Origin of the sequence: Rhizobium sp. PL01, assembly GCF_033447125.1 — a bacterium.
In the GTDB taxonomy this organism is placed as follows: Bacteria; Pseudomonadota; Alphaproteobacteria; order Rhizobiales; family Rhizobiaceae; genus Pararhizobium.
In genome coordinates, this window is the sequence record NZ_JAWQUM010000001.1 from 898,527 (window position 1) to 924,759 (window position 26,233).

A 26,233-nucleotide genomic window follows, 5' to 3' on the forward strand; every position below is an offset into this window, starting at 1 on the left:
ATTGACTTGATCCAGGTGAGCGCCTAATCATCAGCCATTGGATGGTTCCCGGTATGCGGTTGCATGCTGGGAGTAAATGGGAATGCGACGGGCCGGACCCAGACCGGGCGTCCTTATCGCAGCCGACCCCGCGACTGTAGAACGGTCAGGGTTCGCCATCCGGGAAAGCCAAGCCTCCGGACTGTGCGCATTTCGCGGCAGCGGCAAGGATCGGCCCAACCGGAAAAGCCACTGGAGTGGCATCACGATCAGCCGGGGCCGGACGCCTCTAAGTCTACGAATCGTCCACCTCTTCGTGATGTCCGTCGATTGCGACAGCGCAATCTGGCGCAAAACACTCCGGGAAGGCGAGGCGAACCCGTTCGTGCCCCTTGAGGGTGCGTGGCGCCGTGAGCCAGGAGACCTGCCATCCTCAAGGGCCCCATCTTAGCTTGGGGTTCGCCCGATCCAGGGAGAGACACTCCCGATGCCAGCACGGAGGTTGTCATGGCACTATCATCCCGTTCCCGGAACGGCCCATCTTGCGTTGCCGCAAATCCCGGTTTGCGTTGCCCAGGGATTGCACTTTCTGCCGGCTTACGCTGAGGCCTGGATCATTCCATGACATCGATACAGTCAGGCAGCGTGCTGGTTCTGGGCGGCGCGCGTTCCGGTAAATCCGCCTTCGCCGAGAAACTTGTCAAGGCGTCGGCTCTCGACATGCATTACGTCGCGACCGGAAGGGCGTGGGACGGCGAGATGCAGGCAAGGATTAGCGAACATCGCGATCGCCGCGGGGGGGATTGGCAAACCCATGAAGAGCCACTTGACCTTGCCGCCTGCCTGGAGGCGATCGACGCACCCGATCGCATCATTCTGATCGATTGCCTGACCCTGTGGGTCACCAATCTGATGATGGAAGAACGCGATATGGTCGCTGAATTTGAAACACTCGCGGCCTATGTGCCGCAGGCCAAAGCCCGGCTGGTGTTCGTTTCCAACGAGGTCGGGCTGGGCATCGTGCCGGAGAACCGGATGGCGCGCGACTTTCGCGACCATGCGGGCCGGCTGCACCAAATCATTGCGGAGATATCCGCAGACGTCTATTTTATCGCGGCTGGATTGCCGCTGAAAATGAAGGGTTGATCCATGACCACCGAAAAAGCCGCCCACGGTAAGATCCCGGCCACTGTCATCACCGGTTTCCTCGGCGCCGGCAAGACGACGATGATCCGCAACATCCTGCAGAATGCCGGCGGCCGCCGCATTGCGCTGATCATCAACGAGTTTGGTGATCTCGGCGTCGATGGCGATGTCTTGAAGGGCTGCGGCGCAGAAGCCTGCAGCGAGGACGATATCATCGAGCTGACCAATGGCTGCATCTGCTGCACCGTCGCCGACGATTTCATTCCGACCATGACCAAGCTTTTGGAGCGCGAGAACCGCCCGGACCACATTATCATCGAGACATCCGGTCTGGCGCTACCGCAGCCGCTGATTGCTGCCTTCAACTGGCCGGATATCCGCACCCAGGTGACGGTTGATGGTGTCATCACCGTTGTTGACAGCGCCGCCGTTGCCGCCGGACGGTTTGCTGACGATCATGACAAGGTCGATGCGCTGCGCGTCAACGACGACAATCTCGATCATGAAAGCCCGATCGAGGAATTGTTCGAAGACCAGCTGACCGCCGCCGACCTGATCATTCTCAACAAGACGGATCTGCTCGATTCGACCGGCCTTGCCTTTGTCCGCAACGAGGTTTCGTCGCGCACCAGCCGCAAGCCAACGATGATCGAGGCGAAGAACGGCGAGGTTTCCGCTGCCGTGCTGCTCGGCCTTGGTGTCGGTACCGAAAGCGACATCGCCAACCGCAAATCCCATCACGAGATGGAACACGAGGCAGGCGAGGAGCACAGCCATGACGAGTTCGACAGTTTCGTCGTTGAATTGGGCTCGATTGCCGATTCGGCAGCCTTCATCGAAAAGCTGAAGCCGATCATTGCCGAGCATGACGTGCTGCGTCTAAAGGGCTTTGCGGATATTCCCGGCAAGCCGATGCGCCTGCTGATCCAGGGTGTCGGTGCCCGCATCGACCAGTATTTCGACCGCCCCTGGGCTGTAGGCGAAGTGCGCCGCACTCGTCTGGTCGTCATCGGCCTGCATGACATGGACGAAGCAGCCGTACGCGCTGCCATCGCAGCGGCGATTTGAAAATGATGAGCGCGGCATATCTCCCTCTATCCTGCCGGACACTTCCCCTCGAGGGGGAGATGTCACGTCGTGACAGAGAGGGGTATTGCCGCCCTCGAGGAATATCATGCATCTCCTCCTAGCCCAGAAGGGCACGATCACTGACGGCGAGGAAGCGATTGACCTTGGTCAATCGCCAGCCGACATCCTGTTTCTTTCGGCTGCCGATACCGAGCTTTCGTCGATTGCCGGTGCGCAGCGCACGCGTGGGGCCGGATCGACCCTTCGGGTGGCAAGCCTGCTGACGCTCAAGCATCCGATGTCGGTCGATACCTATGTTGAGCGCACGGCACGCCATGCCAAGCTCATCATCGTGCGGCCGCTCGGTGGCGCCAGCTATTTCCATTATGTGCTGGAGGCGCTGCATGCGGCGGCTGTCACCCATAAATTCCAGATTGCCGTGCTGCCGGGCTGCGACAAGCCCGACCCGGGATTGGAGCCTTTTTCGACCGTCTCCGCTGAAGACCGCAACCGGATGTGGGCCTATTTCACCGAAGGTGGTGCCGATAACATGGTCCGGCTGCTGCGCTATGCCGAGGCACTGATCGACGGCACGGAAAAACCGGAATCCGCAGCGCCGTTGATGAAGGCGGGGATCTGGTGGCCGGGCCAGGGTGTGATCGGGGTTGACGCCTGGAAAAAAGCCGTGGGGCGTATCGTTCCTCATCCGGGAAACGGTCCCGTTGTCGCCCTCAGCTTTTACCGCGCGCTGGTTCAAAGCGGCGAAACCAAGCCTGTCGAAGCTCTGATAGAAGCACTGTCCGCCGAAGGCATGACGGTGCTGCCGGTGTTCGTGTCCAGCCTCAAGGATGCCGTGTCGATCGGAACGCTGGAGGCGATCTTCGGTGAAGTGCCGCCGACGGTAGCCATGAATGCGACGGGGTTTGCGGTTTCCGCGCCCGGCGCCGACCGCAAGCCGACAGTGCTCGAGTTTTCCGACGCGCCGGTCCTTCAGGTGATTTTCTCCGGCTCGTCGCGGGCCGCATGGGAAACCTCGGCGCAAGGGTTGATGGCGCGCGATCTGGCGATGAACGTGGCGCTGCCGGAAGTGGATGGGCGCATCCTGTCGCGGGCCGTCTCGTTCAAGGCCGCTGCTGTCTACGATACGGATGTCGAGGCCAATATTGTCGGCCACGAGCCCTTGGCCGACCGCGTCATTTTTGCCGCCAAACTGGTCGCCAACTGGGCGAGGCTACGCGAGGCAGCGCCGGCTGCGCGCCGCGTGGCGATCATCATGGCCAATTACCCCAATCGCGACGGACGGCTCGGTAACGGCGTCGGCCTCGATACGCCCGCCGGTACCATCGAAGTGATGAAGGCAATGGCTGCCTCCGGCTATGCTATCGATTCCATTCCCGCAGACGGCGATGCGCTGATCCGGCACTTGATGGACGGGCCTACCAATTCAGCGCGAGCGGATTGCGACATCCGCGAAACGCTTTCCTTGAGTCAATACAACGCCTTCTTTGCGACACTTCCTGTTCAGATTCAGGCTGAGGTTACAGGCCGATGGGGCAAGCCGCAGGACGATCCGTTCTTCCGTGACGGCCGGTTTGCCCTGCCGCTGACGCGGTTTGGCGAAACCCTGGTCGGCATCCAGCCGGCACGCGGCTACAATATCGATCCGAAGGAAACCTACCACTCGCCGGACCTTGTGCCGCCGCATGGCTATCTGGCCTTTTACGCCTTCCTGCGCCGAGAATATGGCGCGCATGCCATCGTCCACATGGGCAAGCACGGCAATCTCGAATGGTTGCCGGGCAAGTCTTTGGCGCTGTCGGAGACCTGCTATCCGGAGGCTGTCTTCGGTCCGATGCCGCATCTCTATCCGTTTATCGTCAACGATCCGGGTGAAGGTACGCAGGCCAAGCGCCGCACCAGCGCCGTCATCATCGATCACCTGACGCCGCCGCTGACCCGGGCCGAATCCTACGGCCCGCTGAAAGATCTGGAAGCGCTGGTCGACGAATATTACGACGCTGCCGGCGGCGATCCGCGCCGTTTGCGGTTGCTGAGCAAGCAGATCCTCGAACTGGTGCGTGATATCGGCCTCGACCACGATGCCGGCATTGCAGGCACGGACGCAGAGGATAAGGCGCTCGAAAAGCTTGATGCCTATCTCTGCGATCTCAAGGAACTACAGATCCGCGATGGCCTGCATATCTTTGGCGTGGCTCCGGAAGGGCGCTTGCTGACGGATCTGACAGTTGCTCTGGCACGTGTGCCGCGCGGGCAAAGCGAGGGCGGCGACCAGAGCCTGCAGCGCGCGATTGCGGCGGATGCTGGGCTGGGGGTTTCCCCATTGATCTCCCCCACAGGGGGGGAGATCAAGCCGGAGCAATCTTTTGACCCGCTCGATTGCATCCTGTCCGATCCTTGGGATGGCCCGAAACCGGCCATTCTTATGGAGGTATCGGACGCCCCATGGCGCACCGCTGGCGACACCGTCGAGCGGATCGAGTTGCTGGCCGCCCGCTTCGTCTCGGGCGAATTGCCGTGCCCTGAAGACTGGAGCGCCACCCGCGCCGTTCTCCACGAGATCGATACCCGCCTCAAGCCTTCGATCACGCAATCCGGGCATGCCGAAATCGCAGCGCTGATGACCGGCCTCGATGGCCGATTCGTCGCCCCTGGACCATCCGGTGCCCCGACGCGCGGGCGGCCGGATGTCTTGCCGACGGGGCGCAACTTCTATTCGGTCGATAGCCGCGCCGTGCCGACACCGGCGGCGTTCGAGCTTGGCAAGAAATCGGCGGAGCTGTTGATCCGCCGTTATCTGCAGGATCATGGCGACTGGCCGACCTCATTCGGCCTGACCGCCTGGGGCACGTCGAACATGCGCACGGGGGGCGATGATATCGCCCAGGCGATGGCGCTGATCGGCACCAAGCCGGTCTGGGATATGATGTCGCGCCGCGTCACCGGCTATGAGATCGTACCTCTTGCGGTACTGGGCCGTCCGCGGGTCGATGTGACCTTGCGTATTTCCGGTTTTTTCCGCGATGCCTTTCCCGAGCAGATCGCGTTATTCGACACGGCGATCCGCGCTGTCGGAGCGCTTGAAGAAGATGACGCCGACAATATGATTGCAGCCCGCATGCGGGCGGAGACCAAACGACTGGAGGCCGCTGGTGTTTTGTTGAAGGAAGCGTCAAGACGGGCGTCCTACCGTGTGTTCGGGGCGAAGCCTGGTGCCTATGGTGCCGGGTTGCAGGCGTTGATGGATGAGGGCGGCTGGGACAATCGTGCCGACCTTGCCGACGCCTATCTCACCTGGGGAAGCTACGCCTATGGCGCCGGCGAAGACGGCAAGGCCGAGCGCGGGCTTTTGGAGGCGCAACTGAAGACGGTCGAGGCCGTCGTGCAGAATCAGGACAATCGCGAGCACGACCTGCTCGACAGCGACGACTATTACCAGTTCGAAGGCGGCATGAGCCTGGCCGTCGAGCAGATGGCGGGCACGCGGCCAACCATCTACCATAACGACCACTCCCGTCCGGAAAAGCCGGTGATCCGCTCATTGGAAGAAGAGATCGGCCGGGTGGTGCGCGGACGTGTCGTCAATCCGAAATGGATCGAGGGCGTGATGCGCCACGGCTATAAGGGCGCCTTCGAGATCGCCGCCACTGTCGATTACATGTTTGCCTTTGCGGCAACGACGGGCGCTGTCCGCAGCCATCATTTCGAGGCTGTCTATCAAGCCTATGTGATGGATGAGCGCGTCCGCCGGTTCATGGAAGACAAGAACCCGGATGCCTTGCGCGAAATGACCGACAAGCTGATGGAGGCGATCGACCGCGGCCTCTGGTCGCCTCGCTCCAACTCCGCCCGCTTCGAGCTGCAGGGCCTTTCGGCGGCGGCGGAGTAGCGGCGATGATGGACCCGCGCGGGTTGCTGGCGACATTCAGGGACTATCTGGCTGCAATGGATGCGCCGGAGGTTAGGCGTTTCATCGCTGGTTTCGATTTGGACCTGCCATCCCGGCAGCTGGCGGCGGCTGATATCCCTGTCATTGAGCGTCTGCATTCGATCGAGACCGGACGGGGCGATGTGCTTCTTGAATCGCTCCTGCGGTACGCGCCCGATCTTCATTGGGCACGCACCTATACGTCGGCCGACTTCGGCAATCATTTTTTGCAAAACTATGGCTGGGTAGAAATGTTCGGTTCACGCGGACATTTTGTCAGTGACGAAATGGCTGGTGGTTTTCTGGTGCTCGGGTCCGGTATTGACTATCCGGATCACCATCACGCCGCCGAAGAAATCTACATTCCGCTGACGGACGGATCGCTTTGGAGCAAGGATCGAGGCGCTTTCACAGGCCGTAATGCAGGCGAGGTGATCCATCATCCATCCGGCGTCAATCACGCCATGAAAACCAAGGACCGGCTGCTTGTCGCACTTTACCTGTGGCGCGGCGGGCCGCTTTCAGAAAAACCAAAATTTCAAGGGGACACACCATGAGTGAAGACGACGTACAGGCAACCGAGACCGCCCCCGTGCATGACGAGGCGCGCCATGCCATGAAGATGGCAAAGAAGAAGACCGCGCGCGAAAAGATCATGGCGACAAAGACGGACCAGAAAGGTCTGATCATCGTCAATACCGGCAAGGGCAAGGGCAAATCGACGGCCGGCTTCGGCATGATCTTCCGCCATATCGCCCACGGCATGCCGTCAGCCGTCGTCCAGTTCATCAAGGGGGCGTGGGAAACCGGTGAGCGCGACCTGATCGAGAAGCATTTTGGCGATGTCTGCCAGTTCTATACGCTGGGTGAAGGCTTTACCTGGGAAACACAGGATCGTTCACGCGATATCGCCATGGCCGAAAAGGCCTGGGAAAAGGCCAAGGAGCTGATCCGTGACGAACGCAATTCCATGGTGCTGCTCGACGAGATCAACATCGCGCTGCGCTACGATTATATCGATGTTGCTGAAGTCGTGCGGTTCCTCAAGGAAGAAAAACCGCACATGACCCATGTGGTGCTGACCGGCCGCAACGCCAAGGAAGAGCTGATTGAAGCGGCCGATCTCGTCACCGAGATGGAATTGATCAAGCATCCCTTCCGCTCCGGCATCAAGGCGCAGGTCGGCGTCGAATTCTGAGCGGCCCTGATTTTACCAGCCAAGCCAGATCCGGACCGGGTGGCCCGGATCTGCCAGAAGCTTGATCGCCAGTGCGATGCAGGTGACGACCAGAAGCGGCTTGATGATCTTGGCGCCGTTCTTCATGGCGAAACGTGAGCCAACCTGCGCGCCGGCAAACTGGCCGACGCCCATCACGAGGCCGACTTTCCACAGAACCACGCCGTAGAACGCAAAGACGATGAAGCCGCCGACATTCGAGCCGAAATTGAGGAATTTCGTGTGTGCCGTCGCCTTCAAGACGCCGAAACCGGCCAAGGTCACAAACCCCAGCATGAAGAAGGAACCTGTGCCGGGGCCGAAGACGCCGTCGTAGAAGCCGATCAGTGGAACGAAGATGAGGCCGAATAGAAATGGCGTCATCCGGCGCGTCCGGTCGGTGTCGCTGATGTTCGGCTTGAGGCCGAAATAAAGGGCGATGGCGATCAGGAAAAATGGCAGCGCCACCTTGAGAACGTCTCCTGGAACGATCGTTGCAAGTGCTGCACCCAGCCCGCCGCCGATGAGCGCAAGCGCCACCATCGGCAATTGCTCCACCAGATTGACGTGGCCGCGCCGCGCATAGGCGATGCTGGCGGAGCCTGATCCGAACAGGGATTGCAGCTTGTTGGTTCCGAGCGATTCGAGCGGCGGAATACCGGCAATCAGCATGGCTGGGATGGTGATCATCCCACCGCCCCCGGCGATAGAATCGATGAAACCGGCAAGGAACGCGGCTGCAAACAGGAAGGCGAGGAGATGGGGAGCAAGATCGTGCACGGGGAGACTCGGACAGCCAGAGCGGATGGAAATTCAGCCACTGTGTGTCAGAGGTTTGCCGGAAATGCAAAGACAGGGGAAGGATCGTGCCGACCCCTCCTGAAAATCGCGCCGGGTTTATGCCCTATTTGAAATGCGCTTCGGTCAGCACATAGCTGTCGCGACGGTCGCGCCCATAGGCCTTGCGCGCGATATCCTGGACCGAACTGCGCGCCGCATCGAAGGCCGCAAGGCAATCGGCTTCGCTTGGAGCGCGCGAGGCGATCTTCGAAAATGCGCCGATATCGACGAAGAATTTCACTTCGAACATGCCGTCATGGCCGAGAAAGCGGACGCGTCTCGCGGTTTCATCGTAACTGCGGCTGGTGTTCGGAAACGTCAATGCCATGAAGCGATATGCCTTGGATTATGGAGGATTAGGTATTTAACGCATGCCGGACCGTGTGGCTTACAGAAGACGGTTGTCTTCGACGGTGCGCAGCATGCGGCGATGCCGGCCATCGCTATCGGGCTTGCTCGCCGTCTTGATCTTGATCTCGGCTGGGTAACGCGCCGGTTTGGGTACCGCTATGGCGAGGATCTTGATCAGGGCGGGTTTTCTCTTGAAAAACATCATGCGGCCGTCCTCCTGCATTGCACCGGCAAGCGGGAATGCGGTTTCGTTAAATGCCCGCGCGCCGAACGCGCAACGCTCTGCGGTTCGTGACGTCACTCATGTTGTTTGGTGGCGCGGTGACAAGCAGCGAATGGGGCTCGTCATCGTCAGAAATGTTCCAAAGCGGAATGCGGTGCCGCAGGCGTATGCGTCTTTAGTGGGGCACCTTTCCGAGGCGTGGGCGTCAAATGAGGTTTAAGTGAGTTCAAATTGCTGATGGGCGAATTTGACATTCAAAAGGCTGGTATTCGCCTGTATGACGCAGGCTGTTTCGCGAATGACGCAATCCGGTTTGACCGGGCAGGTGGCCTCCGGTAAACAGGAGGAACGTGCGACGGCGCCCATCACGGTGGGCTGAAAGAGCGTCCGGTACGGCCGACCCAGTCAGGGGGCTTCATCCGGTGCTGTCCAGACCGCTTCGACGCTTTTGGCTGTCGAAGGCCCCGGCGCATCTCGATTGTGCGGCTCGGGAGGCCCGTTTTAGTGATGCATCTGGATATCGGCGATCAGGCAGGCCGCAGGCCGGTCGTTCTGGGCCTTGGCTGCGAGCGCGGCACGCCTTGCGACGAAGTGATCGCGCTTGCCGAGGAGGCGTTGCGCCTCTCGGGTTTCGATCGCCTTTTGCTGACCGGTATTGCGTCGCTGGATAGCCGCGAGAGCGAGCCCGCAATGCTCGTCGCCGCCACTCATTTTTCCGTGCCTTTCATGGTCTTCGACGCTGATACGCTGGAGGCGCAGTCACCACGGCTGGAAAATCCGTCAGATGTTGTCTTTGCATTGACCGGTTGTCATGGTGTGGCGGAGGCTGCGGCACTGGCTGCTGCAGGCAAGGCGGGGGCCTTGATCGTTCCCAAGATCAAGTCAGCCCATGCGACCGCGGCGATCGCCCTTGGGGTATTTTCCGAATCAAGTCAGGATGTTGCCGCCGGGAGTTGGCAAAATGATTCTGCATCCTCATATCGAGAATCAGGTTGCGTTATGTCCGGCTTATCAGGAGCCGCATCATGACCGACGCATTGTTTTCCGGTCTGCCAGAACTGGCGCCGGGCTCGGTCTGGCTTGTTGGCGCCGGTCCCGGTGATCCCGGCTTGCTGACCCTTCATGCGGCCAATGCGCTGCGCCAGGCCGATGTCATCGTTCATGATGCTCTGGTCAACGCCGACTGCCTGAGCCTGGCAAAGCCCGGTGCTGTTCTGGAGTTTGCCGGAAAACGTGGTGGCAAGCCGTCGCCCAAACAGCGCGACATTTCCCTGCGGCTGGTCGAGTTGGCGCGTCAAGGTAAGCGCGTGCTGCGGCTGAAGGGCGGTGATCCCTTCGTGTTCGGCCGTGGCGGCGAGGAGGCCTTGACGCTGGTCGAGCATGGCATCCCGTTCCGCATCGTGCCGGGCATTACCGCCGGTATTGGCGGGCTTGCCTATGCCGGTATTCCGGTAACGCATCGCGAGGTCAATCACGCTGTGACGTTCCTGACCGGGCATGATTCTTCCGGACTGGTTCCTGACCGGATTCACTGGGAAGGCATTGCCAAGGGATCGCCTGTCATCGTCATGTATATGGCGATGAAGCATATCGGTCAGATCGCGGCCAATCTGATTTCCGCCGGCCGCTCGCAGGACGAACCGGTCGCCTTCGTCTGCAATGCCGCGACCCCCGAACAAACGGTGCTGGAAACGACGCTTTCGCGGGCCGAGGCCGATGTGGTTGCGTCCGGGCTTGAGCCGCCCGCCATCGTCGTTGTCGGAGAGGTGGTCCGCCTGCGCGCGTCGCTCGACTGGTTGGGTGCTCTCCATGGCCGCGTTCTGATTTCCGACCCTTTGTCGAGCCGGGCTTACAAGGACCCGGCATGAGCGGACTGCTGATTGCTGCGCCATCGTCCGGTTCCGGAAAAACCACCGTGACCCTTGGCCTGATGCGGGCCTTGCGCAATCGCAGCGTCGCTGTGGCGCCTGGAAAAGCCGGGCCGGATTACATCGATCCTGCCTTTCATACGGCCGCAAGCGGCAGGGCCTGCCTCAACTATGACCCCTGGGCCATGCGGCCGGATTTTCTGCGCGCCAATGCGGCCAGCCAGGCTGCCGGTGGCGAGGTGCTGATTGTCGAGGCCATGATGGGGCTCTTCGACGGGGCGATGGATGGAACAGGCTCTCCTGCCGATCTGGCGGCAATGCTGGGACTGCCGGTTGTTCTGGTCGTCGATTGCGCCCGCATGTCGCAATCCGTTGCCGCCCTTGTGCGCGGCTATGCGTCCCATCGCGATGATGTTCATGTGGCCGGCGTCATCCTCAACAAGGTTGGCAGTGATCGCCATGAAATGATGTTGCGCGGCGCGCTGGCGGCAAGCGGAATGCCGGTGCTTGGCGTCCTGCGTCAGAACGAGGCCTTGAAGCTGCCGGAACGCCATCTCGGCCTCGTGCAGGCGACGGAACATGGCGGTCTGGATGCGTTCATTGCCCATGCTGCAGCGCAGGTTGAACAGGGCTGTGATCTGGATGCCATCCTGTCTCTGGCCCGATCACGGACGGCAAATCATGCGCAGGTCCATGTCCAGCCGCTGAAGCCGTTTGGCCAAAAGATCGCCATCGCCCGCGATATCGCTTTTGCCTTTTGCTATGAGCACCTTCTGTCCGGCTGGCGGAGTGCCGGCGCCGAGCTGACATTTTTCTCGCCCTTGGCCGACGAGGCGCCCGCAGACGATGCGGATGCCGTCTATCTGCCGGGCGGTTATCCCGAGCTTCACGCCGGCTCTTTGGCCAATGCCGGGCAGTTCAAATCCGGGATGACGGCAGTGCGGGACCGTGGCGCGCGCATTTTTGGAGAATGCGGCGGCTACATGGTGCTGGGTGAGGGGCTTGTCGCAGCCGATGGCAAGCGTTACGGAATGCTCGGTTTTCTTCCGCTGTCCACCAGTTTTGCCGTGCGCAAACGGCATTTGGGATACCGGCGGGTCACGCCGCTTGATGGCATTTTTTTTGATGGTTCACTGATGGCGCACGAATTTCACTATGCCACGATCCTGTCGGAGGGCAATGCCGACCGGCTGTTCGACACCGCTGACGCTGCCGGGACGCCGCTTGGGCCTGCCGGGCTGCGGCGCGGGCAGGTCGCTGGGTCTTTCATGCATCTCATCGATACGGCCCAGTCCGTATGACTGCCCCGATCGTGCATGGTGGCGGCATCACCGAGGCAGCGGCGGCTTTTGGCGGCAGGCCCGAGGATTGGCTTGATCTTTCGACCGGCATCAATCCCAACCCGGTGACATTGCCCGATATTCCGATGCAGGCCTGGCACCGGCTGCCGGATCGCCATCTGGTGGATAGCGCCCGGCATGCGGCTGCCCGCTATTATCATAGCGGTGATACTCTGCCGCTTCCTGTTCCCGGCACACAATCGGTCATCCAGCTTCTGCCGCATCTCGTCGCACCGGGCAGGCGTGTCGCCATTTTCGGGCCGACCTACGGCGAATATGCACGGGCCTTCATCAGTGCCGGTTTCGAGATCGACGAGATTTCCAAGTCCGATCAGTTGTCGCCGGATCATGGGCTGGCTGTTCTGGTCAATCCCAACAATCCGACCGGGCGCGCTTTTCTGCCGGCTGAGATCATCGATATGGCAAGCCGCATGAAGGTCCATGGCGGGGGGCTGCTTGTCGACGAGGCGTTTGGCGATACCGGGCCGCATCTCAGTGTGGCAGCGCAGGCCGCCGGTCACGACAATCTCATCGTCTTTCGCTCCTTCGGTAAATTCTTCGGGCTGGCGGGACTGCGGCTTGGTTTCGTGATTGCCGCGGAACCGGTTGTTTCGGCGTTTCAGGAATGGCTTGGTCCCTGGGCGGTGTCGGGACCGGCGCTGGTGACGGCGACAAAACTGATGGATGGCGATACGCAGGCGGTGCAGGCGCTGATATCGGTACGTCAGGAAGGTCTGGAAGCTGTGATCCGGCAGGCCGGGCTGGAGATCATCGGCGGCACGCCGCTGTTTACACTGATCGAGCACAAACAGGCTTCAGAACTGCATGAACACCTGTGTCATGCCCGAATTTTGACGCGAAAATTCAGTTATGCACCCGCTTGGCTGAGGATTGGACTTGCGCCGGATACCGCTGGCGATACACGCTTGGCGGATGCCCTGCGCAGCGCGCACCTCGCCTGAACGGACCCCCCTTGATGTCGACCGGAATTCTGCTTGTCCTGATCGCTGCCCTTCTGCTCGACCGGATCATCGGCGATCCCGATTGGCTCTGGCGCCGGTTGCCGCATCCGGTCGTCCTTTTCGGCGCGATGATCGGTTGGTGCGACCGGACGTTCAACCGCAAGCGTCTGGGAGAGGACGCGCTGCGGATCAGCGGCGTTCTGGTCATCGCCGGATTGCTGCTATTGAGCCTTCTTTGCGGCTGGGCGCTGCATCGGTTGTTCATGCAGATCGGGCTTTTCGGCTGGCTGCTTGAAATCATCGTCGTCGCGGTATTCCTGGCGCAGAAGAGCCTCGCCGACCATGTGTCACGGGTGGCCACCGGTCTTCGGACGGGTGGCCTGGAGGGCGGCCGCAGGGCGGTGTCGATGATTGTCGGGCGTGATCCCGAGACCCTGGACGAGCCAGCCGTGTGCAGGGCGGCGATCGAAAGTCTGGCGGAGAACTTTTCCGACGGTGTCGTTGCGCCTGCCTTCTGGTACGCGCTGCTCGGGCTGCCCGGGTTGCTGGCTTACAAGATGCTCAACACCGCCGATTCGATGATCGGTCACAAAAGCCCGAAATATCTCCATTTCGGCTGGGCTTCCGCTCGTCTCGACGATCTCGCCAACATTCCGGCTGCCCGGCTATCGATTTTGCTGATTGCAGCCGGTGCTGCCTTGATCACTGGGCGGCGCGCGGCTGGCAATGCCCTTGGGGTCGCGTTACGCGATCACGGCTTGCATCGTTCGCCGAATTCCGGCTGGCCGGAAGCCGCGATGGCCGGCGCGCTCGATGTGCAGCTGGCTGGCCCGAGAATTTACGCTGGTGCTGAGGTAAACGAGCCGATGATCAATGGAGCGGGCCGGGCAGTGGCAACGGTCGCAGACGTAGAGACCGGCGTTTCTATATTCTACGGTGCCTGCGGAATGCTCGTAGTTTTAGCAATGATTGTGGTCACCCTCGCCGGTATAGTTTGAAGACATTACTCAAATCGAAAAATCTTATTCGTGCGCGTTAACGCAGAATTTTCCAATTGTCTTAAACGTCTATCATTTCAAAGGCTGTAGAGTCTGTGTCGTGTTGGGACACCAGTAAAAAGGTGCGTACTTTTCGGAGAGAGTTTTCATGCGTAAATTCTTTTTTGCTTCTTTGGCCGTCTTGTTGATGCAATTTCATTCGCCTTCGGCCTTTGCAGCCAATCTTGTTGCAAGGGTCAGCCTTTCTTCTCAAACCATGACTGTGTCGCAGAATGGTTTCGTCCGGTATCGCTGGAAGGTTTCGACTGCCCGGAAGGGTTATGTCACACCGCAAGGAAGCTGGAGCGCCAAGTGGCTGTCGAGAGATCATCGCTCACGCAAATATGACAACGCGCCGATGCCTTATGCCGTTTTCTTCAACGGCGGTTACGCCGTTCACGCAACCTTCGACCTCAAGCGTCTCGGCCGTCCGGCTTCGCATGGCTGTATCCGCCTGCATCCGGAAAATGCTGCCGAGTTTTTCGCGCTGGCCAGTGAGTACGGTCTGAAAAACACCCAGATCGTCGTCAGCCGGTAAGATAATGTCCTGAGGTCGGCAGCGCGCCGATCTCAGGACATCTGCCGATTTCAATTCAGCTCGATGATGATCTTGCCGAACGGACCGCTGTCGAGATGGTCAAGCGCCTGATGCAAATCTTCCAGCGGATAGCGGGCATCGATCACCGGTTTAATCCCTGTCTTATCGATGGCGTCGGCGAAATCCTCCAGCGATCGCCGATGGCCAACGCTGATTCCCTGGATAACGGGTGATTTCAACAAGAGCGGTGCTGCAGGCCCGGCGACCTCGAAACCTTCGAAAACACCGATGACCGAGATCTGTCCATGCACGGCCACAGCACGGATGGACTGCCCGAGATTGGCGCCGCCGGCGATTTCCAGGATGTGATGGGCACCTTCGTCACGGGTGATTCTATAGACGGCTTCGACCCAGTCTTCCTTGCTGCTGTTGATGCCGTGGTCGGCGCCCAGCGTTTTGGCGCGTTCCAGTTTCCCGTCGCTGCGGGACGTGACGATGACATTGGCCCCATATGCCTTGGCTATCTGTAGCCCGAACAGGGCGACACCGCCGGTGCCTTGGACGAGCACGGTCGATCCGGCCTTGAGTTTGCCGAGTTCGATCAGTGCGAACCACGCCGTCAGTCCGGCGACGGGTAGGGTGCTGGCCTGCGCATCATCAAGGCTGTGCGGCGAGGCGGTAACCCAATCTTGCGGAAACACGACATAGTCGGCCAGAACGCCCTGATAGGCGCCGCCAAGGGTCTTATAGGCCGGCGTGCGGGCGTTGCCATCGTCGCGGCCGTCGACCCAGTCGGGCTTGAACATGGACATCACCCTGTCGCCGGGCTTGAAACGGGTGACACCGGATCCGATACTGTCGACCACGCCGGCCATGTCGGACGCCGGAACGAACGGTGTGGGCAAGGCGAGCCCCATGCCGGTTTCAATCACCAGCTTGTCGCGATAGTTCAGCGATGCGGCCGAAACCTTGACGCGGATTTCGCCTTGTCCCGGCTCGGGTATCGCGACGGTCTCCAGTTTCAGATTGTCACGGCCGATCGCCGGCATCGACCAGCGCCTCATTGTTTCCGTCATATTCGTCTCCTGCATTTTGGCTTCGTTCAAGCAATGAGGCGAAGCTAGCATTGCGTTTCATTCGCCAGTGGCGATATGATTTCCAATCATTGTTTCCCTCGGGGCTACAAAAGACATGAATGATCGTTTGAATGGCGTATCGGTATTCGTCGAAGCGGTTGAGGCGGCCAGCTTCTCAGCGGCTGCGCAGCGGCTCAATCTGTCCCGCTCGGCTGTTGGCAAGACGATTGCCCGGTTGGAGGAACGGCTCGGCGCGCGGCTGTTTCATCGCACCACGCGCAGCCAGACGCTGACGGAAGACGGTCAGGCTTTTTACGAGCGTTGCCTTCGGGCATTGGAAGAACTGCGGGCAGGCGAGGCCATGCTCGAATCAGGCCGCAAGGAGGTCGCAGGCCGGTTGCGGGTTTCGATGCCGGTCTTGTTCGGGCGACGCTGCGTCGCGCCTATCCTGCTGAAACTTGCCAGCCAACATCCGAAGCTGGAACTTGACCTGAACTTTACCGACAGCCAAGTCGATATCGTCGAAGACGGGTTTGATCTTGCCATCCGCAACGGCCCTCTGGGTGAACGGCCGGGGCTGATGACGCGCCGGCTGGCGCATCAGCGCATGACGGTCTGCGCTGCTCCGGATTATCTGCGTATCCATGGCACGCCGGAAAGCAGAGACGCGTTGCAAGACCATCACGCGATCCTCTACGCGCGCGCAGGCCGGATCCGTTCGTGGCTTTTTCCGGTAGAGGGCGGGCCGGACGCCGAAATCCTGCCGCCTTCGCGCATGCGTTTCGATGATCTGGAAATGATCGCCGATGCCGGTGTTGCGGGGCTGGGGCTAGTCTGGCTGCCTTGTTGGCTGGTTCAGGACAAGGTGCGCGACGGCCGTCTTGTCCGGCTGTTTGTCGAGGAACGCCGCCTGTCCTTCGATTGTCATGCCGTATGGCCGCAGACGCCGCATCTGCCGCTGCGTGTCCGGCTTGCAATCGATGCTTTGGCAGCGAGCCTGCCGGCCGCGACAGGGCTTTGAGGGTCGGTATCTCAGGCTTGGCTTGCTGTTTGAGCAACACCATGGTCATAAATGCAACTCTTGAGCCCAAGGCCATTGGCTTTTCAGCCGCATTTACCTATAGGTTCGGCAAAACATGTATTCTAAAGAGGTATGCGCGTGACAGCTACATTCGACAAGGTTGCCGACATCATTGCAGAAACGAGCGAAATCGATCGCGAGACGATTACGCCTGAAAGCCACACGATCGACGATCTTGGCATCGACAGCCTGGACTTCCTCGACATCGTCTTTGCGATCGACAAGGAATTCGGCATCAAGATCCCGCTTGAGCAGTGGACGCAGGAAGTCAACGAAGGCAAGGTTTCGACGGAAGAATATTTCGTTCTGAAAAACCTCTGCGCCAAGATTGACGAACTGAAGGCCGCCAAGGGCTGATTGACGATATCGCGCGTTTGACACGCGGGAACACGTGCATGAACCATATCAATGCCGCCTGTCGCGTGGACCGCGCTTGACAGGCGGCATTTGCGTTTTTACTTGACGGTCGCATGATCGCGACGCCGGACCGGTTTCGGGCGGGATCATGCGCGGATTTGAAATCCGGTCAGGTGCTGTCTCAAGCGCCATGTTCCGGGCCAAGCTGGATTTGCTCCTGATGCTCCTTGAATATTTTCAGATGATCGATCGGGTCGAAACGGTCGATCTCAACGCCAAGACGCTGACGGCGCGATCGGTTGTTCCGGCCCAAAGCCCCGTTTTCGAGGGGCATTTCCCGGGTTATCCGCTGGTTCCCGGTGTTCTCTTGATTGAAACGATGGCGCAGGCCTGCGGTTTTCTGGTGCTTGCTGCTACGGATTTCGCCGCAATGCCGTTCCTGATGTCGGTCGATAGCGCCAAGATGCGTACATTTGTCGAGCCGGAAGCCGTCCTCGACATTGAGGCTTTCCTTGAGCATGACGGTTCCGGCTTTGCCGTCGTGAAGGCTAAAATCACATCGCAGGGTAAAAAAGTCTGCGATGCACAGCTGAAACTGCGCACCATGCCGTTCGATCAGGTTCCGCTCGGTCCGATCGTCAAGAAGCGTGCCGAAGAAGTCGGGCTGATGGCTGCGATGGCGGTCTCGGCCGCGACGGGGGAATGACGATGAGCAAGTCCGCCAATGATGTCGTGATCACCGGTGTCGGTATCGTCACCAGCCAGGGTGTTGGCACCGACGTGCATACAGCACTTCTGACGTCCGGCCAGACGCCTGTTGTCCGTGTCGATACCGAGCGTTTCGCGCCCTATCCGGTGCATCCGCTGCCGGAGATCGACTGGTCGCAGCAGATATCCAAGCGTGGTGACCAGCGGCAGATGGAGAACTGGCAGCGCCTCGGCGTCTTCAGTGCCGGTCTGGCGCTTGACGATGCCGGTTTCAAGGACGATCTGGACGCCTGCGGCGGCATGGACATGATCGTGGCCGCCGGCGGTGGCGAGCGCGACATCAATGTCGATTCGCTGATCGTCGATGAAGCCCTGAAGCGCAATGACCGCGAACAGCTGCTCAACGAAAAGCTGACGACCGAATTGCGCCCGACATTGTTTCTGGCCCAGCTTTCCAATCTGATGGCCGGCAATATCTCCATCGTTCACAAGGTCACCGGCTCTTCGCGCACGTTCATGGGGGAAGAGGGCGCCGGTATTTCGGCGATCGAAACCGCTTTTGCCCGCATCAAGGCCGGGCAGTCGACCCATACGCTGGTTGGCGGTGCGTTTTCGGCCGAACGTCTCGACATGATCCTTTTGATCGAAGCCATCCAGGGGCATGCACTTGGTGGCCATCATCCGATCTGGTCGCGCAAGCCTGAAAATGGCGGCGGCATGATCACCGGTTCGGTCGGTGCGTTCCTGATGCTGGAATCGCGCGCGCATGCCGAGGCTCGCAATGCCCGCATCTATGCAACGATCGATGCTGTTGGCGGAGATCGCGGTAGCCGCGAAGGGGATCGCCTTGAACAGCGCCTGCAATACCTGACGGCCCCTGCTGCAGACGCTGACCCCTCGCGGACTGTTGTGTTTTCCGGTACGACCGGGTTCCATGATCTAGCGGCCCGCGAAAAGGCCTTTCTCGACGCGCAGTTCCCGAAGGCGGCCGTGCGTGCCTATGGCGGGCTCGTCGGCCACGCTCTGGAATCGCAGTTCCCGCTGGGCCTGGCTTTTGCGGCGTTGTCGCTTGGAGCGGGTGCCAAAGTGCCGCCATTCGATCCGGCAGGCGAGACGCTCATGGAAAAGCCTGCAAAGACGGCCATCGTCACAACGATCGGTCATGCGCGCGGCGAAGGTATCGCCGTGCTTTCGGCAGAAGAATAAGGAGCGGCAGATATGACCAGCGCTTACAAGGATCATCTCGGCCGCCCGCTGATCGCCGTCACCGGGATGGGCGTCATCACCTCACTCGGTCAAGGCGTCGAGGACAACTGGAAGGCTTTGACCTCCGGTGTGTCCGGCATCCACAAGATCACCCGGTTCCCCACTGAGGGCCTCTCGACCCGAATCAGCGGAACGGTCGATTTCATTGATATTCCAGCCGAAAACTCCGTTGAGCGTTCCTACGCATTTGCGCGTGAGACGACGGCCGAGGCGCTTGCACAGGCCGGTCTGTCTGGCGATTTCAACGGACCGCTGTTTCTCGCGGCTCCTCCGATCGAGCCGGAATGGAGCGCCCGTTTCGAGCTTGCCGACCGTTCGCCGCCATCGCAAAAACCGGGCGATGCCTATAATCGTTTTCTCGCTGCGATGCGCGACCGTGCGGATCCCGTGTTCCACGAGGCGGCATTGTTCGGTGCAATCTCCGAGCGCCTCTCCGACCGTTTCGGCACACGCGGTTTACCGGTAACGCTCTCGACGGCCTGCGCCTCGGGTGCTACCGCCATCCAGCTCGGCGTCGAAGCGATCCGTCAGGGCCGCACGGACCGGGCGCTGACCGTTGCCACCGATGGTTCTGTCAGTGCCGAAGCGCTGATCCGTTTTGCCCTTCTGTCTGCTCTGTCGACCCAGAATGATCCGCCGGAGCGGGCGTCGAAGCCTTTCTCCAAGGACCGCGATGGTTTCGTCATTGCCGAAGGTGCTGCAACGCTGGTGCTGGAATCACTGGAAGCCGCGGTCGCGCGTGGCGCAAAAATCTACGGCATCCTGAAGGGCTGCGGCGAAAAAGCCGATTCGTTCCACCGCACGCGGTCTTCACCGGACGGCGGTCCGGCCATCGCGACGATCCGTGCAGCTCTTGCCGATGCTGGTCTCAGCGAAGGCGATATCGGCTATATCAACGCTCATGGCACATCGACGCCTGAAAACGACAAGATGGAGTATGGCGCGATGCTGTCGGTGTTCGGCGAAGCATTGCCGTCCATTCCTGTGTCGTCGAACAAGTCGATGATCGGCCACACGTTGACGGCTGCCGGCGCTGTCGAGGCGGTGTTCTCGCTGCAGACCATCCTGACTGGCACGGTGCCGCCAACGATCAACTATCAGAATCCCGATCCGTCTATCGTTCTCGATGTCGTGCCGAACGTGAAGCGGGATGCGCAGGTGACTGCCGTCCTCTCGAACTCGTTCGGTTTCGGTGGCCAGAACGCCAGCCTTGTCATGGCCGCTGAACCGGCCTAATCGGACATCATATTTTTTTGAGGCAAACCCCTCGGGCTTAAGGACTTATATCATGCGCGCTTTGCAACTGGTCGACGACCGCAAGCTGGAAATCACCGATCTTCCCGAGCCGGAGGCTCCAGGTCCTGGTGAGGTTACCCTTCGCATCAAGGCTGTCGCGCTCAACCATATCGACGTCTGGGGCTGGCGCGGCATGGCCTTTGCCAAGCGCAAGATGCCATTGGTGATTGGTGCGGAAGCGTCGGGCGTGGTCGATCAGATCGGCCCGGGCGTATCCAATGTCCTGCCGGGCCAGTTGGTGTCGATCTATGGCGCGCGTACCTGCGGCCTCTGCCGCCCGTGCCGCGAAGGCCGTGACAACCTCTGCGAACATGTTGGCGGCGTGCATGGCTTCCATCTTGATGGCTTTGCGCAGGAAAAGGTCAATCTGCCGGCCCGTCTGCTCGTCCCGGCACCTCCTGGCATCGATGCGGTGGCTGCGGCTGTGGCACCTGTAACCTTCGGCACCGTCGAGCATATGCTGTTCGACAATGCCAAGCTTGAGCCGGGCGAAACCATTCTCATTCACGCTGGTGGATCCGGTATCGGCTCGGCGGCGATCCAGCTGGCGAAGAAGATCGGCTGCACCGTCATCACCACGGTCGGCTCGGATGACAAGATCGAAAGGGCCAAGGCGCTTGGCGCTGATCACGTCATCAACTACCGCAAGGATCGTTTCGAGGGCGTCACCCGCAAGCTGACCAAGAAGAAGGGCGTTGATGTTGTCTTCGAACATGTCGGCAAGGACACCTTTGCTGCCTCGATGTTCGTTCTCAAGCGCGGTGGCCGTCTCGTCACCTGCGGCTCGACCTCAGGCGTCTCCACTGATATGAACCTGATGATGCTGTTCCAGCAGCAGCTGAAGCTGTTCGGCTCCTTCGGATGCCGGATGGAGAACATGGCCAATGCCATGCAGAAGATGGCGCGTGGGCTCGTTCACCCCGTCATCGACACAGAAGTCGGTTTCAGCGAGATCGACAAGGCGCTGGAGCGCATGGAAACCCGCCAGGTCTTCGGCAAAATCATCCTGCGGATGGACTGAACACAGTGCGCATGCTGATTACACGACTGGTGCTCTCGGCGAAGCGTTTTCGCCAGTGGTCGATTGCGCAGTTCGTCTTTTTGCTTCTCGGTACGCTCAAGCTGTTTCCAGCCAAAGGGGCCATCGAGTTTTCTGCCGGTTTCACCCGCTGGCTCGGGCCTAAGCTGAAGCGGCGCCACAAGCTGACGATGACCAATCTTCGCAACGCTTTTCCGGAGAAAAGCGAGGCGGAGATCGAGGCGATTGCGCTGGAAAGTTGGAGCAGCATCGGCAGGCTCGCGGCGGAATACGTCTTTCTGGATGAACTGTTCGATTTCGATCCGGAAAACCCGAAGCCGGGCCGTATTGAAGTGTCCGGTATTCCGCTGTTCCTGGAGCTGCGCGATAATCCGCGCCCGTTCATCGTCTTTACTGCTCATACCGGCAATTTCGAGCTCCTGCCGGTCGCAAGTGCCGCATTCGGGCTGGATGTGACGGTGCTTTTCCGCCCCCCGAACAATCCCTATGTCGCTGACAAAGTTTTTGATTTCCGCAAGCAACGCATGGGCAATCTGGTGCCCTCGCATGCCGGATCGTCGTTCACGCTGGCGCGTAAGTTGGAGGCCGGTGGCGCCGTCGGCGTTCTGGTCGATCAGAAGTTCCGCAAGGGGCTGATGACGCAATTCTTCGGCCGCGATGTACGCACCAATCCGCTGCTGGCAAAGCTGGTGCGGCAGTTCAATTGCGAAGTCTATCCCGCCCGCTCCATCCGGCTGCCGGATGGGCGCTTTCGCCTGGAGCTGGAGCCGGCCATCGAAATTCCGCGTAAACCCGACGGAGGTGTCGATGTCAATGCGACAGCACAATTGTTGAATGACAAGGTCGAGAGCTGGGTGCGGGAATATCCGGGCCAGTGGCTCTGGTACCATGACCGGTGGCACATCAAGAGATACCTCAAAGACTGAGTTTGCCGCGAGCCTTTATCGGTATGGCGTCGGCGATCGGACAAATCGATATCGCCGTCCCCGATAAATGAGTGAGCCTTCACTTTTTTGTGCGTGCTTCAGCTCATTTTCTCGTGTTATGGGTGCCCTCGTGTCGCAAATACAGCCTCCTTGGGAGGAAACAGCGACGCAATTCGAATTGTTTTATATTAAATGCCTAAAATAAGTTCACCGGAAACGTTTCAGGTGATTTTTCAGGTGTTGAACCCCGTCTTTTTGGGTGTAAACTTCTGATATTACTATAAGGCGATTGCAAGCGCTTCGGGTCCATGGAATGGCGCCTTTCAATCGATTTAATTTTTGATTGCGTTCAATTTTCTGAAGCTTTTTCAAGCGGAAACAGAAAATTGGGGGAGTGGGGTGGAAATTGAAGGCACTGATCGAGCTCTTCTGGTTCAAATATTCTCAGCTGCAATATGCCGTTAAATCGGGTGATGATCTGCTGATCAGCATTCTTGATCGCGAGATTGATCCGGTTCTAACTGCGATCTATGAGGAGAAGGCTGACAACGTCACCGACGCTCGCCTGCAATTCCAGTTCGTCCTTGATCTGCTCCGCAAGGAAGCCGACGATGTGTCGAGCGTGCTGCGTCAGCGCGCTGCCCTGCAAACGTTGGCCGACCGTTATTTCTCTCCTGGCAGCAACGAGATTGTCGGAAAGCCGTGGATGTCGCCGCCGCCTAACGTTGCGGCACTCAGGGGCCGCGCTGACGAAGGGTTTCTCAACGAAGCGATTCTTGATTGTTTGCCCGACCGGGTTGCGGTCATCACGCCGGATTACCGCTATCTCTATACCAACCCCGTCAATGCAGCGCGGCTGGACGAACGTCCGATGGATCTCGTCGGCCGGCATATCGTCGAGTTCGTTGGCATCCAGCGCTTCGAACAGCGGGTAAAGCCCAACCTCGACAAGTGTTTTTCCGGCGAGCTGATCGATTATACCTTTGCCAAGGATGTCGGAAACCGCACGATTGTGGTGCGTTGCCGGATGACACCCTGCATGTCGGGCACCGGCAAGGTCATCGGCGCCATTCTGGTGCTGCAGGAAATCGCCGACCGCCGCCGCTCAATCGCGGCGTGAGCGTGAAAGGCGAGGGCGCTTGCCCTCGCTCGCTGCTCGCTGACGGTTACTTATCTGACCAAACAGCCAGTTCGTAACCATCCTGATCCTGGAAGTGGAAGCGCCTTCCACCTGGGAAGGAGAAGGTTGGCACGACGATGCGGGCTCCTTGTGCTTCGAGCCGCGCCTGTGTTTCAGCAAGATCATCGGCATAGAGGATGATCAATGGGCCGCCGGGTTTAGCTGTTCCGGTGGCCAAGCCTCCGGTCAACCTGCCATCGGTGAATTCGCAATATTCGGGGCCATAATCCGTAAACGACCAGCCGAAGGCTGTGCCGTAAAAAGCCTTCGAGCGCGCAATATCGGCAACTGCAAACTCGATATTGTCGATCTGGCGGTCGGTGCCTTTCTGTCCCATGGCGGTAATCCTTTATACTTCCAGCCGTTCTTTCAATGCGGAGAGGTCCTTCTTAACCCAATCGGCATCGCTGTCGAATTGTTCCTTGCTCATGCCGGGCTGCCTGAGCAGCGTGAACATCACTTCCGCTGCATCGCCGTTCGGCACGACACGCAGGGCGTTGTGCACCTGCAGTCCCGTTTCCGGTGTGACGAGGTGGTCGAGCACGCCAAGATCGTTGGGGGCGGTAAAGCGGATGCGGGCATTGCCGAGCGCGCCGTGTGCCACCCAATCCTCGCCATCCGGTTCCAGACCGTCGGCAAGGCCGGACGCCCAGTGTGGCATGTTTTCCGGCCTCGACGCGAATGCGTAGACATCGCGCCAGTTCCTTTCGATGCTGATATGGACGATTTTTGCTTCCATTGCAGGCACGCTGTTTCCTCCGTTGAAACCATTGCTGACTATGCCGCCGTCAAGACGGAGAAGATTGGACAAAACGGACAATCAGACTGCGGTCTGCCGCCTAATCAGCATAGCCGGTATCGATCGCCAGAATAGAGAGGGCGTCGTGCCGATGTGTCCTCAACAGTGAAATAAGCTGCTGGAAACGCAAAATTCGGTCGCTTGTGTTGGGGCCGTAACCGAAATGCGCTGCAGAGTGCTGTCACCAGCGGCTGCTCGCTGTATTTCCCGACAGACGAGGCCATAACCGATCTTTTTTGCCCGGTTTGTGCGCCAGGCCTCCCTGTTTCATCCGTTATCCGTGTGGTCTCCTCAGCGAGCGCCCCAAGGGTTCAAAGCCTATTTCATCGCATCGGAAAAGTATCACTTTTGACAACAATCACTTGTCGTTAATCGATTTGAATGCCAAAACTCCCTCAGCATCCGCAGGGCGTGTTCAGGCATCCGCAACCGAACAAAATCGCCCTGCAAGTTCAATCTGGTGGAGCTGCGCGCACGCCCAGCCGGGCATTAGCACCTTCACTGTCCAACGGAGGCACATACGTGGCACAGGCAGAAATCGGCCTTATCGGTCTTGGCGTTATGGGATCGAATCTGGCGCTCAATATTGCCGAAAAAGGCAACACGATCGCAGTCTTCAACCGCACCGTCGAGGCGACGCGGAAGTTTTATGCCGAAGCAGGCAGCTTGCAGAGCCAAATCGTGCCGTGCGAGACCATCGAGGAATTCGTCGCTGCGATCCGCCCGCCACGGCCAATCATCATCATGATCAAGGCCGGTGAGCCGGTCGATCAGCAGATGGAACTGCTCAAGCCTTATCTTGAGAACAACGATATCATGATCGATGCTGGCAATGCCAATTTCCGTGACACGATGCGCCGATTCGACAATCTCAAGGATAGCGGCCTGACCTTTATCGGCATGGGTGTCTCCGGTGGTGAAGAGGGCGCGCGCCACGGCCCGTCCATCATGGTCGGCGGCAAGGAAGAATCCTGGAAGCGCGTCGAAAAGGTACTGACCTCGATCGCCGCGAAATACAACGATGATCCGTGCGTTGCCTGGCTCGGCGAAAATGGCGCTGGCCATTTCGTCAAGACCATCCACAACGGCATCGAATATGCCGACATGCAGATGATCGCCGAAATATATGGCATCCTGCGGGACGGCCTGAAGATGAGCGCCACCGAAATCGGCGAAGTTTTTGGCGAGTGGAACAGGGGCCGCCTGAATTCCTACCTGATCGAAATCACCGAGACAGTGCTGAAGGCCGCAGACCCGATCACCGGCAAGCCGATCGTCGATCTCATCCTCGACAAGGCCGGCCAGAAGGGCACGGGCAAATGGTCGGTGATCGAGGCGCAGAACATGGGCATTCCGGCAACCGCGATCGAGGCGGCTGTTGCTGCCCGCAGCATCTCGTCGGTCAAAGGCGAGCGTGAAGCGGCTGAAAAGGTGCTTGGCCTGCCGAATGTTGGCGAGTTCAAGATTGCCGACAAGGCCGCGTTCCTGAAGGACCTCGAAAGCGCGCTGCTGGCCGCCAAGATCGGCGCCTATGCCCAAGGGTTCGCGGTCATGGCGGAAGCATCGCGCGAGTTCAACTGGAATCTGCCGATGCCGACGATCGCAAAAATCTGGCGGGCTGGTTGCATCATTCGCTCGGCCTTCCTCGACGAGATCACCACGGCCTTCACCAAGGATCCGGGCGTTGCCAACCTGATCGTCACGCCTGCCTTCTCCGGCATGGTCAAAGAAACTGACGGCGCGCTTCGCCGGGTTGTTTCGGCAGCCGTTCTTGGCGGCCTGCCGGTTCCGGCACTGGCGTCGGCACTCGGCTATTTCGACAGCTATCGCCGCGGCCGCGGCACGGCAAACGTCATCCAGGCGCAGCGCGACTTCTTTGGCGCTCACGGTTTCGACCGCCTAGATGGTGCCGATTCGCATCACGGCCCGTGGGGCAGCGGTCTCAACGCCTGATCGCGCTTCAAGCATCCTGAAACAGAAAAACCCGCGCG

General features: G+C 59.7%; 26 protein-coding genes and 1 riboswitch. Of the genes, 20 read left to right on the top strand and 6 right to left on the bottom strand.

Going from position 1 to position 26,233, the window contains the following annotated elements; all coding sequences use genetic code 11:
* Positions 1 to 25: 25 nt before the first annotated feature.
* A riboswitch (cobalamin riboswitch) is annotated at positions 26 to 426 on the top strand.
* Positions 427 to 600: 174 nt separating this feature from the next.
* The 5 genes from cobU (at position 601) to cobO (ending at position 7,337) form a co-directional block, all read left to right on the top strand.
* A complete protein-coding gene (gene cobU, locus R6X40_RS04135; RefSeq protein ID WP_318411173.1) occupies positions 601 to 1,125 on the top strand; it encodes a bifunctional adenosylcobinamide kinase/adenosylcobinamide-phosphate guanylyltransferase in 525 nt (174 codons plus the stop codon).
* 3 nt (positions 1,126 to 1,128) lie between these two features.
* On the top strand, positions 1,129 to 2,193 hold the full coding sequence (cobW, locus tag R6X40_RS04140) for a cobalamin biosynthesis protein CobW (RefSeq protein WP_318411175.1): 1,065 nt from the start codon (positions 1,129 to 1,131) through the stop codon (positions 2,191 to 2,193).
* A 106-nt stretch (positions 2,194 to 2,299) separates the two neighbouring features.
* Positions 2,300 to 6,100: a cobaltochelatase subunit CobN gene (gene cobN, locus R6X40_RS04145; protein WP_318411177.1), complete on the top strand. Its 3,801-nt coding sequence runs from the start codon at positions 2,300 to 2,302 to the stop codon at positions 6,098 to 6,100.
* A gap of 5 nt (positions 6,101 to 6,105) precedes the next feature.
* Complete coding sequence (locus R6X40_RS04150) at positions 6,106 to 6,696, top strand: dimethylsulfonioproprionate lyase family protein (RefSeq protein WP_318411179.1); 591 nt, start codon at positions 6,106 to 6,108, stop codon at positions 6,694 to 6,696.
* A complete protein-coding gene (cobO, locus tag R6X40_RS04155; protein ID WP_318411181.1) occupies positions 6,693 to 7,337 on the top strand; it encodes a cob(I)yrinic acid a,c-diamide adenosyltransferase in 645 nt (214 codons plus the stop codon). Before R6X40_RS04150 ends, cobO begins: the two co-directional genes overlap by 4 nt.
* 12 nt (positions 7,338 to 7,349) lie before the next feature.
* On the opposite strand, the gene R6X40_RS04160 is transcribed toward cobO, so the two are convergent.
* The 3 genes from R6X40_RS04160 to R6X40_RS04170 form a co-directional block, all read right to left on the bottom strand.
* On the bottom strand, positions 7,350 to 8,135 hold the full coding sequence (locus R6X40_RS04160; RefSeq protein ID WP_318411183.1) for a TSUP family transporter: 786 nt from the start codon (positions 8,133 to 8,135) through the stop codon (positions 7,350 to 7,352).
* A 124-nt stretch (positions 8,136 to 8,259) separates the two neighbouring features.
* Positions 8,260 to 8,523 (bottom strand): DUF1488 domain-containing protein, encoded by a 264-nt coding sequence (locus R6X40_RS04165; RefSeq protein WP_318411185.1) that lies wholly within the window; start codon positions 8,521 to 8,523, stop codon positions 8,260 to 8,262.
* 60 nt (positions 8,524 to 8,583) lie between these two features.
* The gene (locus R6X40_RS04170) at positions 8,584 to 8,751 is read right to left on the bottom strand and encodes a hypothetical protein (protein WP_318411186.1); all 168 of its coding nucleotides are present in this window, start codon (positions 8,749 to 8,751) and stop codon (positions 8,584 to 8,586) included.
* Positions 8,752 to 9,276: 525 nt separating this feature from the next.
* Here R6X40_RS04170 and R6X40_RS04175 point away from each other — a divergent pair.
* The 6 genes from R6X40_RS04175 to R6X40_RS04200 all read left to right on the top strand — a co-directional run bounded on the left by R6X40_RS04175 (position 9,277) and on the right by R6X40_RS04200 (position 14,514).
* Entirely contained in the window at positions 9,277 to 9,798 is a 522-nt protein-coding gene (locus R6X40_RS04175) for a cobalamin biosynthesis protein (protein WP_412178326.1), read from the top strand.
* Positions 9,795 to 10,637, top strand: a complete 843-nt coding sequence (gene cobA / locus R6X40_RS04180) for a uroporphyrinogen-III C-methyltransferase (protein ID WP_318411187.1) — start codon at positions 9,795 to 9,797, stop codon at positions 10,635 to 10,637. The genes R6X40_RS04175 and cobA overlap by 4 nt, the downstream gene beginning before the upstream one ends.
* Positions 10,634 to 11,938, top strand: a complete 1,305-nt coding sequence (locus tag R6X40_RS04185) for a cobyrinate a,c-diamide synthase (protein WP_318411188.1) — start codon at positions 10,634 to 10,636, stop codon at positions 11,936 to 11,938. Before cobA ends, R6X40_RS04185 begins: the two co-directional genes overlap by 4 nt.
* Positions 11,935 to 12,939: a threonine-phosphate decarboxylase CobD gene (cobD, locus tag R6X40_RS04190; protein WP_318411189.1), complete on the top strand. Its 1,005-nt coding sequence runs from the start codon at positions 11,935 to 11,937 to the stop codon at positions 12,937 to 12,939. Before R6X40_RS04185 ends, cobD begins: the two co-directional genes overlap by 4 nt.
* Before the next feature lie 14 nt (positions 12,940 to 12,953).
* On the top strand, positions 12,954 to 13,937 hold the full coding sequence (gene cbiB / locus R6X40_RS04195) for an adenosylcobinamide-phosphate synthase CbiB (protein WP_318411190.1): 984 nt from the start codon (positions 12,954 to 12,956) through the stop codon (positions 13,935 to 13,937).
* A gap of 148 nt (positions 13,938 to 14,085) precedes the next feature.
* On the top strand, positions 14,086 to 14,514 hold the full coding sequence (locus tag R6X40_RS04200) for a L,D-transpeptidase (protein ID WP_318411192.1): 429 nt from the start codon (positions 14,086 to 14,088) through the stop codon (positions 14,512 to 14,514).
* Between the two features lie 50 nt (positions 14,515 to 14,564).
* Here the strand turns inward: R6X40_RS04200 and R6X40_RS04205 are convergent, their stop codons facing one another.
* The gene (locus R6X40_RS04205) at positions 14,565 to 15,590 is read right to left on the bottom strand and encodes an NAD(P)-dependent alcohol dehydrogenase (protein ID WP_318411194.1); all 1,026 of its coding nucleotides are present in this window, start codon (positions 15,588 to 15,590) and stop codon (positions 14,565 to 14,567) included.
* A gap of 115 nt (positions 15,591 to 15,705) precedes the next feature.
* Between R6X40_RS04205 and R6X40_RS04210 the strand changes: the two genes are divergently transcribed.
* From R6X40_RS04210 to R6X40_RS04245, 8 genes are all read left to right on the top strand, one after another.
* A complete protein-coding gene (locus R6X40_RS04210) occupies positions 15,706 to 16,611 on the top strand; it encodes a LysR family transcriptional regulator (RefSeq protein WP_318411196.1) in 906 nt (301 codons plus the stop codon).
* Positions 16,612 to 16,743: 132 nt separating this feature from the next.
* The gene (locus R6X40_RS04215; RefSeq protein WP_112834592.1) at positions 16,744 to 17,028 is read left to right on the top strand and encodes an acyl carrier protein; all 285 of its coding nucleotides are present in this window, start codon (positions 16,744 to 16,746) and stop codon (positions 17,026 to 17,028) included.
* 220 nt (positions 17,029 to 17,248) lie between these two features.
* Positions 17,249 to 17,734, top strand: a complete 486-nt coding sequence (locus R6X40_RS04220) for a 3-hydroxyacyl-ACP dehydratase FabZ family protein (protein WP_318411325.1) — start codon at positions 17,249 to 17,251, stop codon at positions 17,732 to 17,734.
* Positions 17,735 to 17,736: 2 nt separating this feature from the next.
* Positions 17,737 to 18,942 (top strand): beta-ketoacyl-ACP synthase, encoded by a 1,206-nt coding sequence (locus tag R6X40_RS04225; RefSeq protein WP_318411198.1) that lies wholly within the window; start codon positions 17,737 to 17,739, stop codon positions 18,940 to 18,942.
* A gap of 12 nt (positions 18,943 to 18,954) precedes the next feature.
* On the top strand, positions 18,955 to 20,238 hold the full coding sequence (locus R6X40_RS04230) for a beta-ketoacyl-ACP synthase (protein WP_318411199.1): 1,284 nt from the start codon (positions 18,955 to 18,957) through the stop codon (positions 20,236 to 20,238).
* 52 nt (positions 20,239 to 20,290) lie between these two features.
* On the top strand, positions 20,291 to 21,319 hold the full coding sequence (locus R6X40_RS04235; protein WP_318411200.1) for a zinc-binding dehydrogenase: 1,029 nt from the start codon (positions 20,291 to 20,293) through the stop codon (positions 21,317 to 21,319).
* Positions 21,320 to 21,330: 11 nt separating this feature from the next.
* A complete protein-coding gene (locus R6X40_RS04240; RefSeq protein WP_318411202.1) occupies positions 21,331 to 22,263 on the top strand; it encodes a lipid A biosynthesis lauroyl acyltransferase in 933 nt (310 codons plus the stop codon).
* Between the two features lie 394 nt (positions 22,264 to 22,657).
* A complete protein-coding gene (locus R6X40_RS04245) occupies positions 22,658 to 23,383 on the top strand; it encodes a PAS domain-containing protein (RefSeq protein WP_318411204.1) in 726 nt (241 codons plus the stop codon).
* Positions 23,384 to 23,429: 46 nt separating this feature from the next.
* Here R6X40_RS04245 and R6X40_RS04250 read toward each other — a convergent pair whose 3' ends face one another.
* Positions 23,430 to 23,780, bottom strand: a complete 351-nt coding sequence (locus tag R6X40_RS04250; protein WP_318411205.1) for a VOC family protein — start codon at positions 23,778 to 23,780, stop codon at positions 23,430 to 23,432.
* A 12-nt stretch (positions 23,781 to 23,792) separates the two neighbouring features.
* Positions 23,793 to 24,191 (bottom strand): SRPBCC family protein, encoded by a 399-nt coding sequence (locus R6X40_RS04255; protein ID WP_318411207.1) that lies wholly within the window; start codon positions 24,189 to 24,191, stop codon positions 23,793 to 23,795.
* Positions 24,192 to 24,764: 573 nt separating this feature from the next.
* On the opposite strand from R6X40_RS04255, the gene gndA reads away from it, so the two are divergent.
* Positions 24,765 to 26,195, top strand: a complete 1,431-nt coding sequence (gndA, locus tag R6X40_RS04260) for an NADP-dependent phosphogluconate dehydrogenase (protein ID WP_318411208.1) — start codon at positions 24,765 to 24,767, stop codon at positions 26,193 to 26,195.
* The last annotated feature ends 38 nt before the right edge of the window (positions 26,196 to 26,233 follow it).

What these genes read in the sequence shown, in the direction of transcription:
- cobA (WP_318411187.1), top strand. Translation starts at nt 9,795, where the DNA reads ATGACCGACGCATTGTTTTCCGGTCTGCCAGAACTGGCGCCGGGCTCG.
- cobN (WP_318411177.1), top strand. Translation starts at nt 2,300, where the DNA reads ATGCATCTCCTCCTAGCCCAGAAGGGCACGATCACTGACGGCGAGGAA.
- R6X40_RS04235 (WP_318411200.1), top strand. Translation starts at nt 20,291, where the DNA reads ATGCGCGCTTTGCAACTGGTCGACGACCGCAAGCTGGAAATCACCGAT.
- cbiB (WP_318411190.1), top strand. Translation starts at nt 12,954, where the DNA reads ATGTCGACCGGAATTCTGCTTGTCCTGATCGCTGCCCTTCTGCTCGAC.
- R6X40_RS04185 (WP_318411188.1), top strand. Translation starts at nt 10,634, where the DNA reads ATGAGCGGACTGCTGATTGCTGCGCCATCGTCCGGTTCCGGAAAAACC.
- R6X40_RS04150 (WP_318411179.1), top strand. Translation starts at nt 6,106, where the DNA reads ATGATGGACCCGCGCGGGTTGCTGGCGACATTCAGGGACTATCTGGCT.
- R6X40_RS04250 (WP_318411205.1), bottom strand. Translation starts at nt 23,780, where the DNA reads ATGGGACAGAAAGGCACCGACCGCCAGATCGACAATATCGAGTTTGCA.
- R6X40_RS04220 (WP_318411325.1), top strand. Translation starts at nt 17,249, where the DNA reads ATGCTCCTTGAATATTTTCAGATGATCGATCGGGTCGAAACGGTCGAT.
- cobD (WP_318411189.1), top strand. Translation starts at nt 11,935, where the DNA reads ATGACTGCCCCGATCGTGCATGGTGGCGGCATCACCGAGGCAGCGGCG.
- R6X40_RS04205 (WP_318411194.1), bottom strand. Translation starts at nt 15,590, where the DNA reads ATGACGGAAACAATGAGGCGCTGGTCGATGCCGGCGATCGGCCGTGAC.
- R6X40_RS04200 (WP_318411192.1), top strand. Translation starts at nt 14,086, where the DNA reads ATGCGTAAATTCTTTTTTGCTTCTTTGGCCGTCTTGTTGATGCAATTT.
- R6X40_RS04240 (WP_318411202.1), top strand. Translation starts at nt 21,331, where the DNA reads ATGCTGATTACACGACTGGTGCTCTCGGCGAAGCGTTTTCGCCAGTGG.
- R6X40_RS04215 (WP_112834592.1), top strand. Translation starts at nt 16,744, where the DNA reads ATGCGCGTGACAGCTACATTCGACAAGGTTGCCGACATCATTGCAGAA.
- R6X40_RS04165 (WP_318411185.1), bottom strand. Translation starts at nt 8,523, where the DNA reads ATGGCATTGACGTTTCCGAACACCAGCCGCAGTTACGATGAAACCGCG.
- cobW (WP_318411175.1), top strand. Translation starts at nt 1,129, where the DNA reads ATGACCACCGAAAAAGCCGCCCACGGTAAGATCCCGGCCACTGTCATC.
- R6X40_RS04225 (WP_318411198.1), top strand. Translation starts at nt 17,737, where the DNA reads ATGAGCAAGTCCGCCAATGATGTCGTGATCACCGGTGTCGGTATCGTC.
- R6X40_RS04170 (WP_318411186.1), bottom strand. Translation starts at nt 8,751, where the DNA reads ATGATGTTTTTCAAGAGAAAACCCGCCCTGATCAAGATCCTCGCCATA.
- R6X40_RS04175 (WP_412178326.1), top strand. Translation starts at nt 9,277, where the DNA reads ATGCATCTGGATATCGGCGATCAGGCAGGCCGCAGGCCGGTCGTTCTG.
- R6X40_RS04210 (WP_318411196.1), top strand. Translation starts at nt 15,706, where the DNA reads ATGAATGATCGTTTGAATGGCGTATCGGTATTCGTCGAAGCGGTTGAG.
- cobU (WP_318411173.1), top strand. Translation starts at nt 601, where the DNA reads ATGACATCGATACAGTCAGGCAGCGTGCTGGTTCTGGGCGGCGCGCGT.
- R6X40_RS04230 (WP_318411199.1), top strand. Translation starts at nt 18,955, where the DNA reads ATGACCAGCGCTTACAAGGATCATCTCGGCCGCCCGCTGATCGCCGTC.
- cobO (WP_318411181.1), top strand. Translation starts at nt 6,693, where the DNA reads ATGAGTGAAGACGACGTACAGGCAACCGAGACCGCCCCCGTGCATGAC.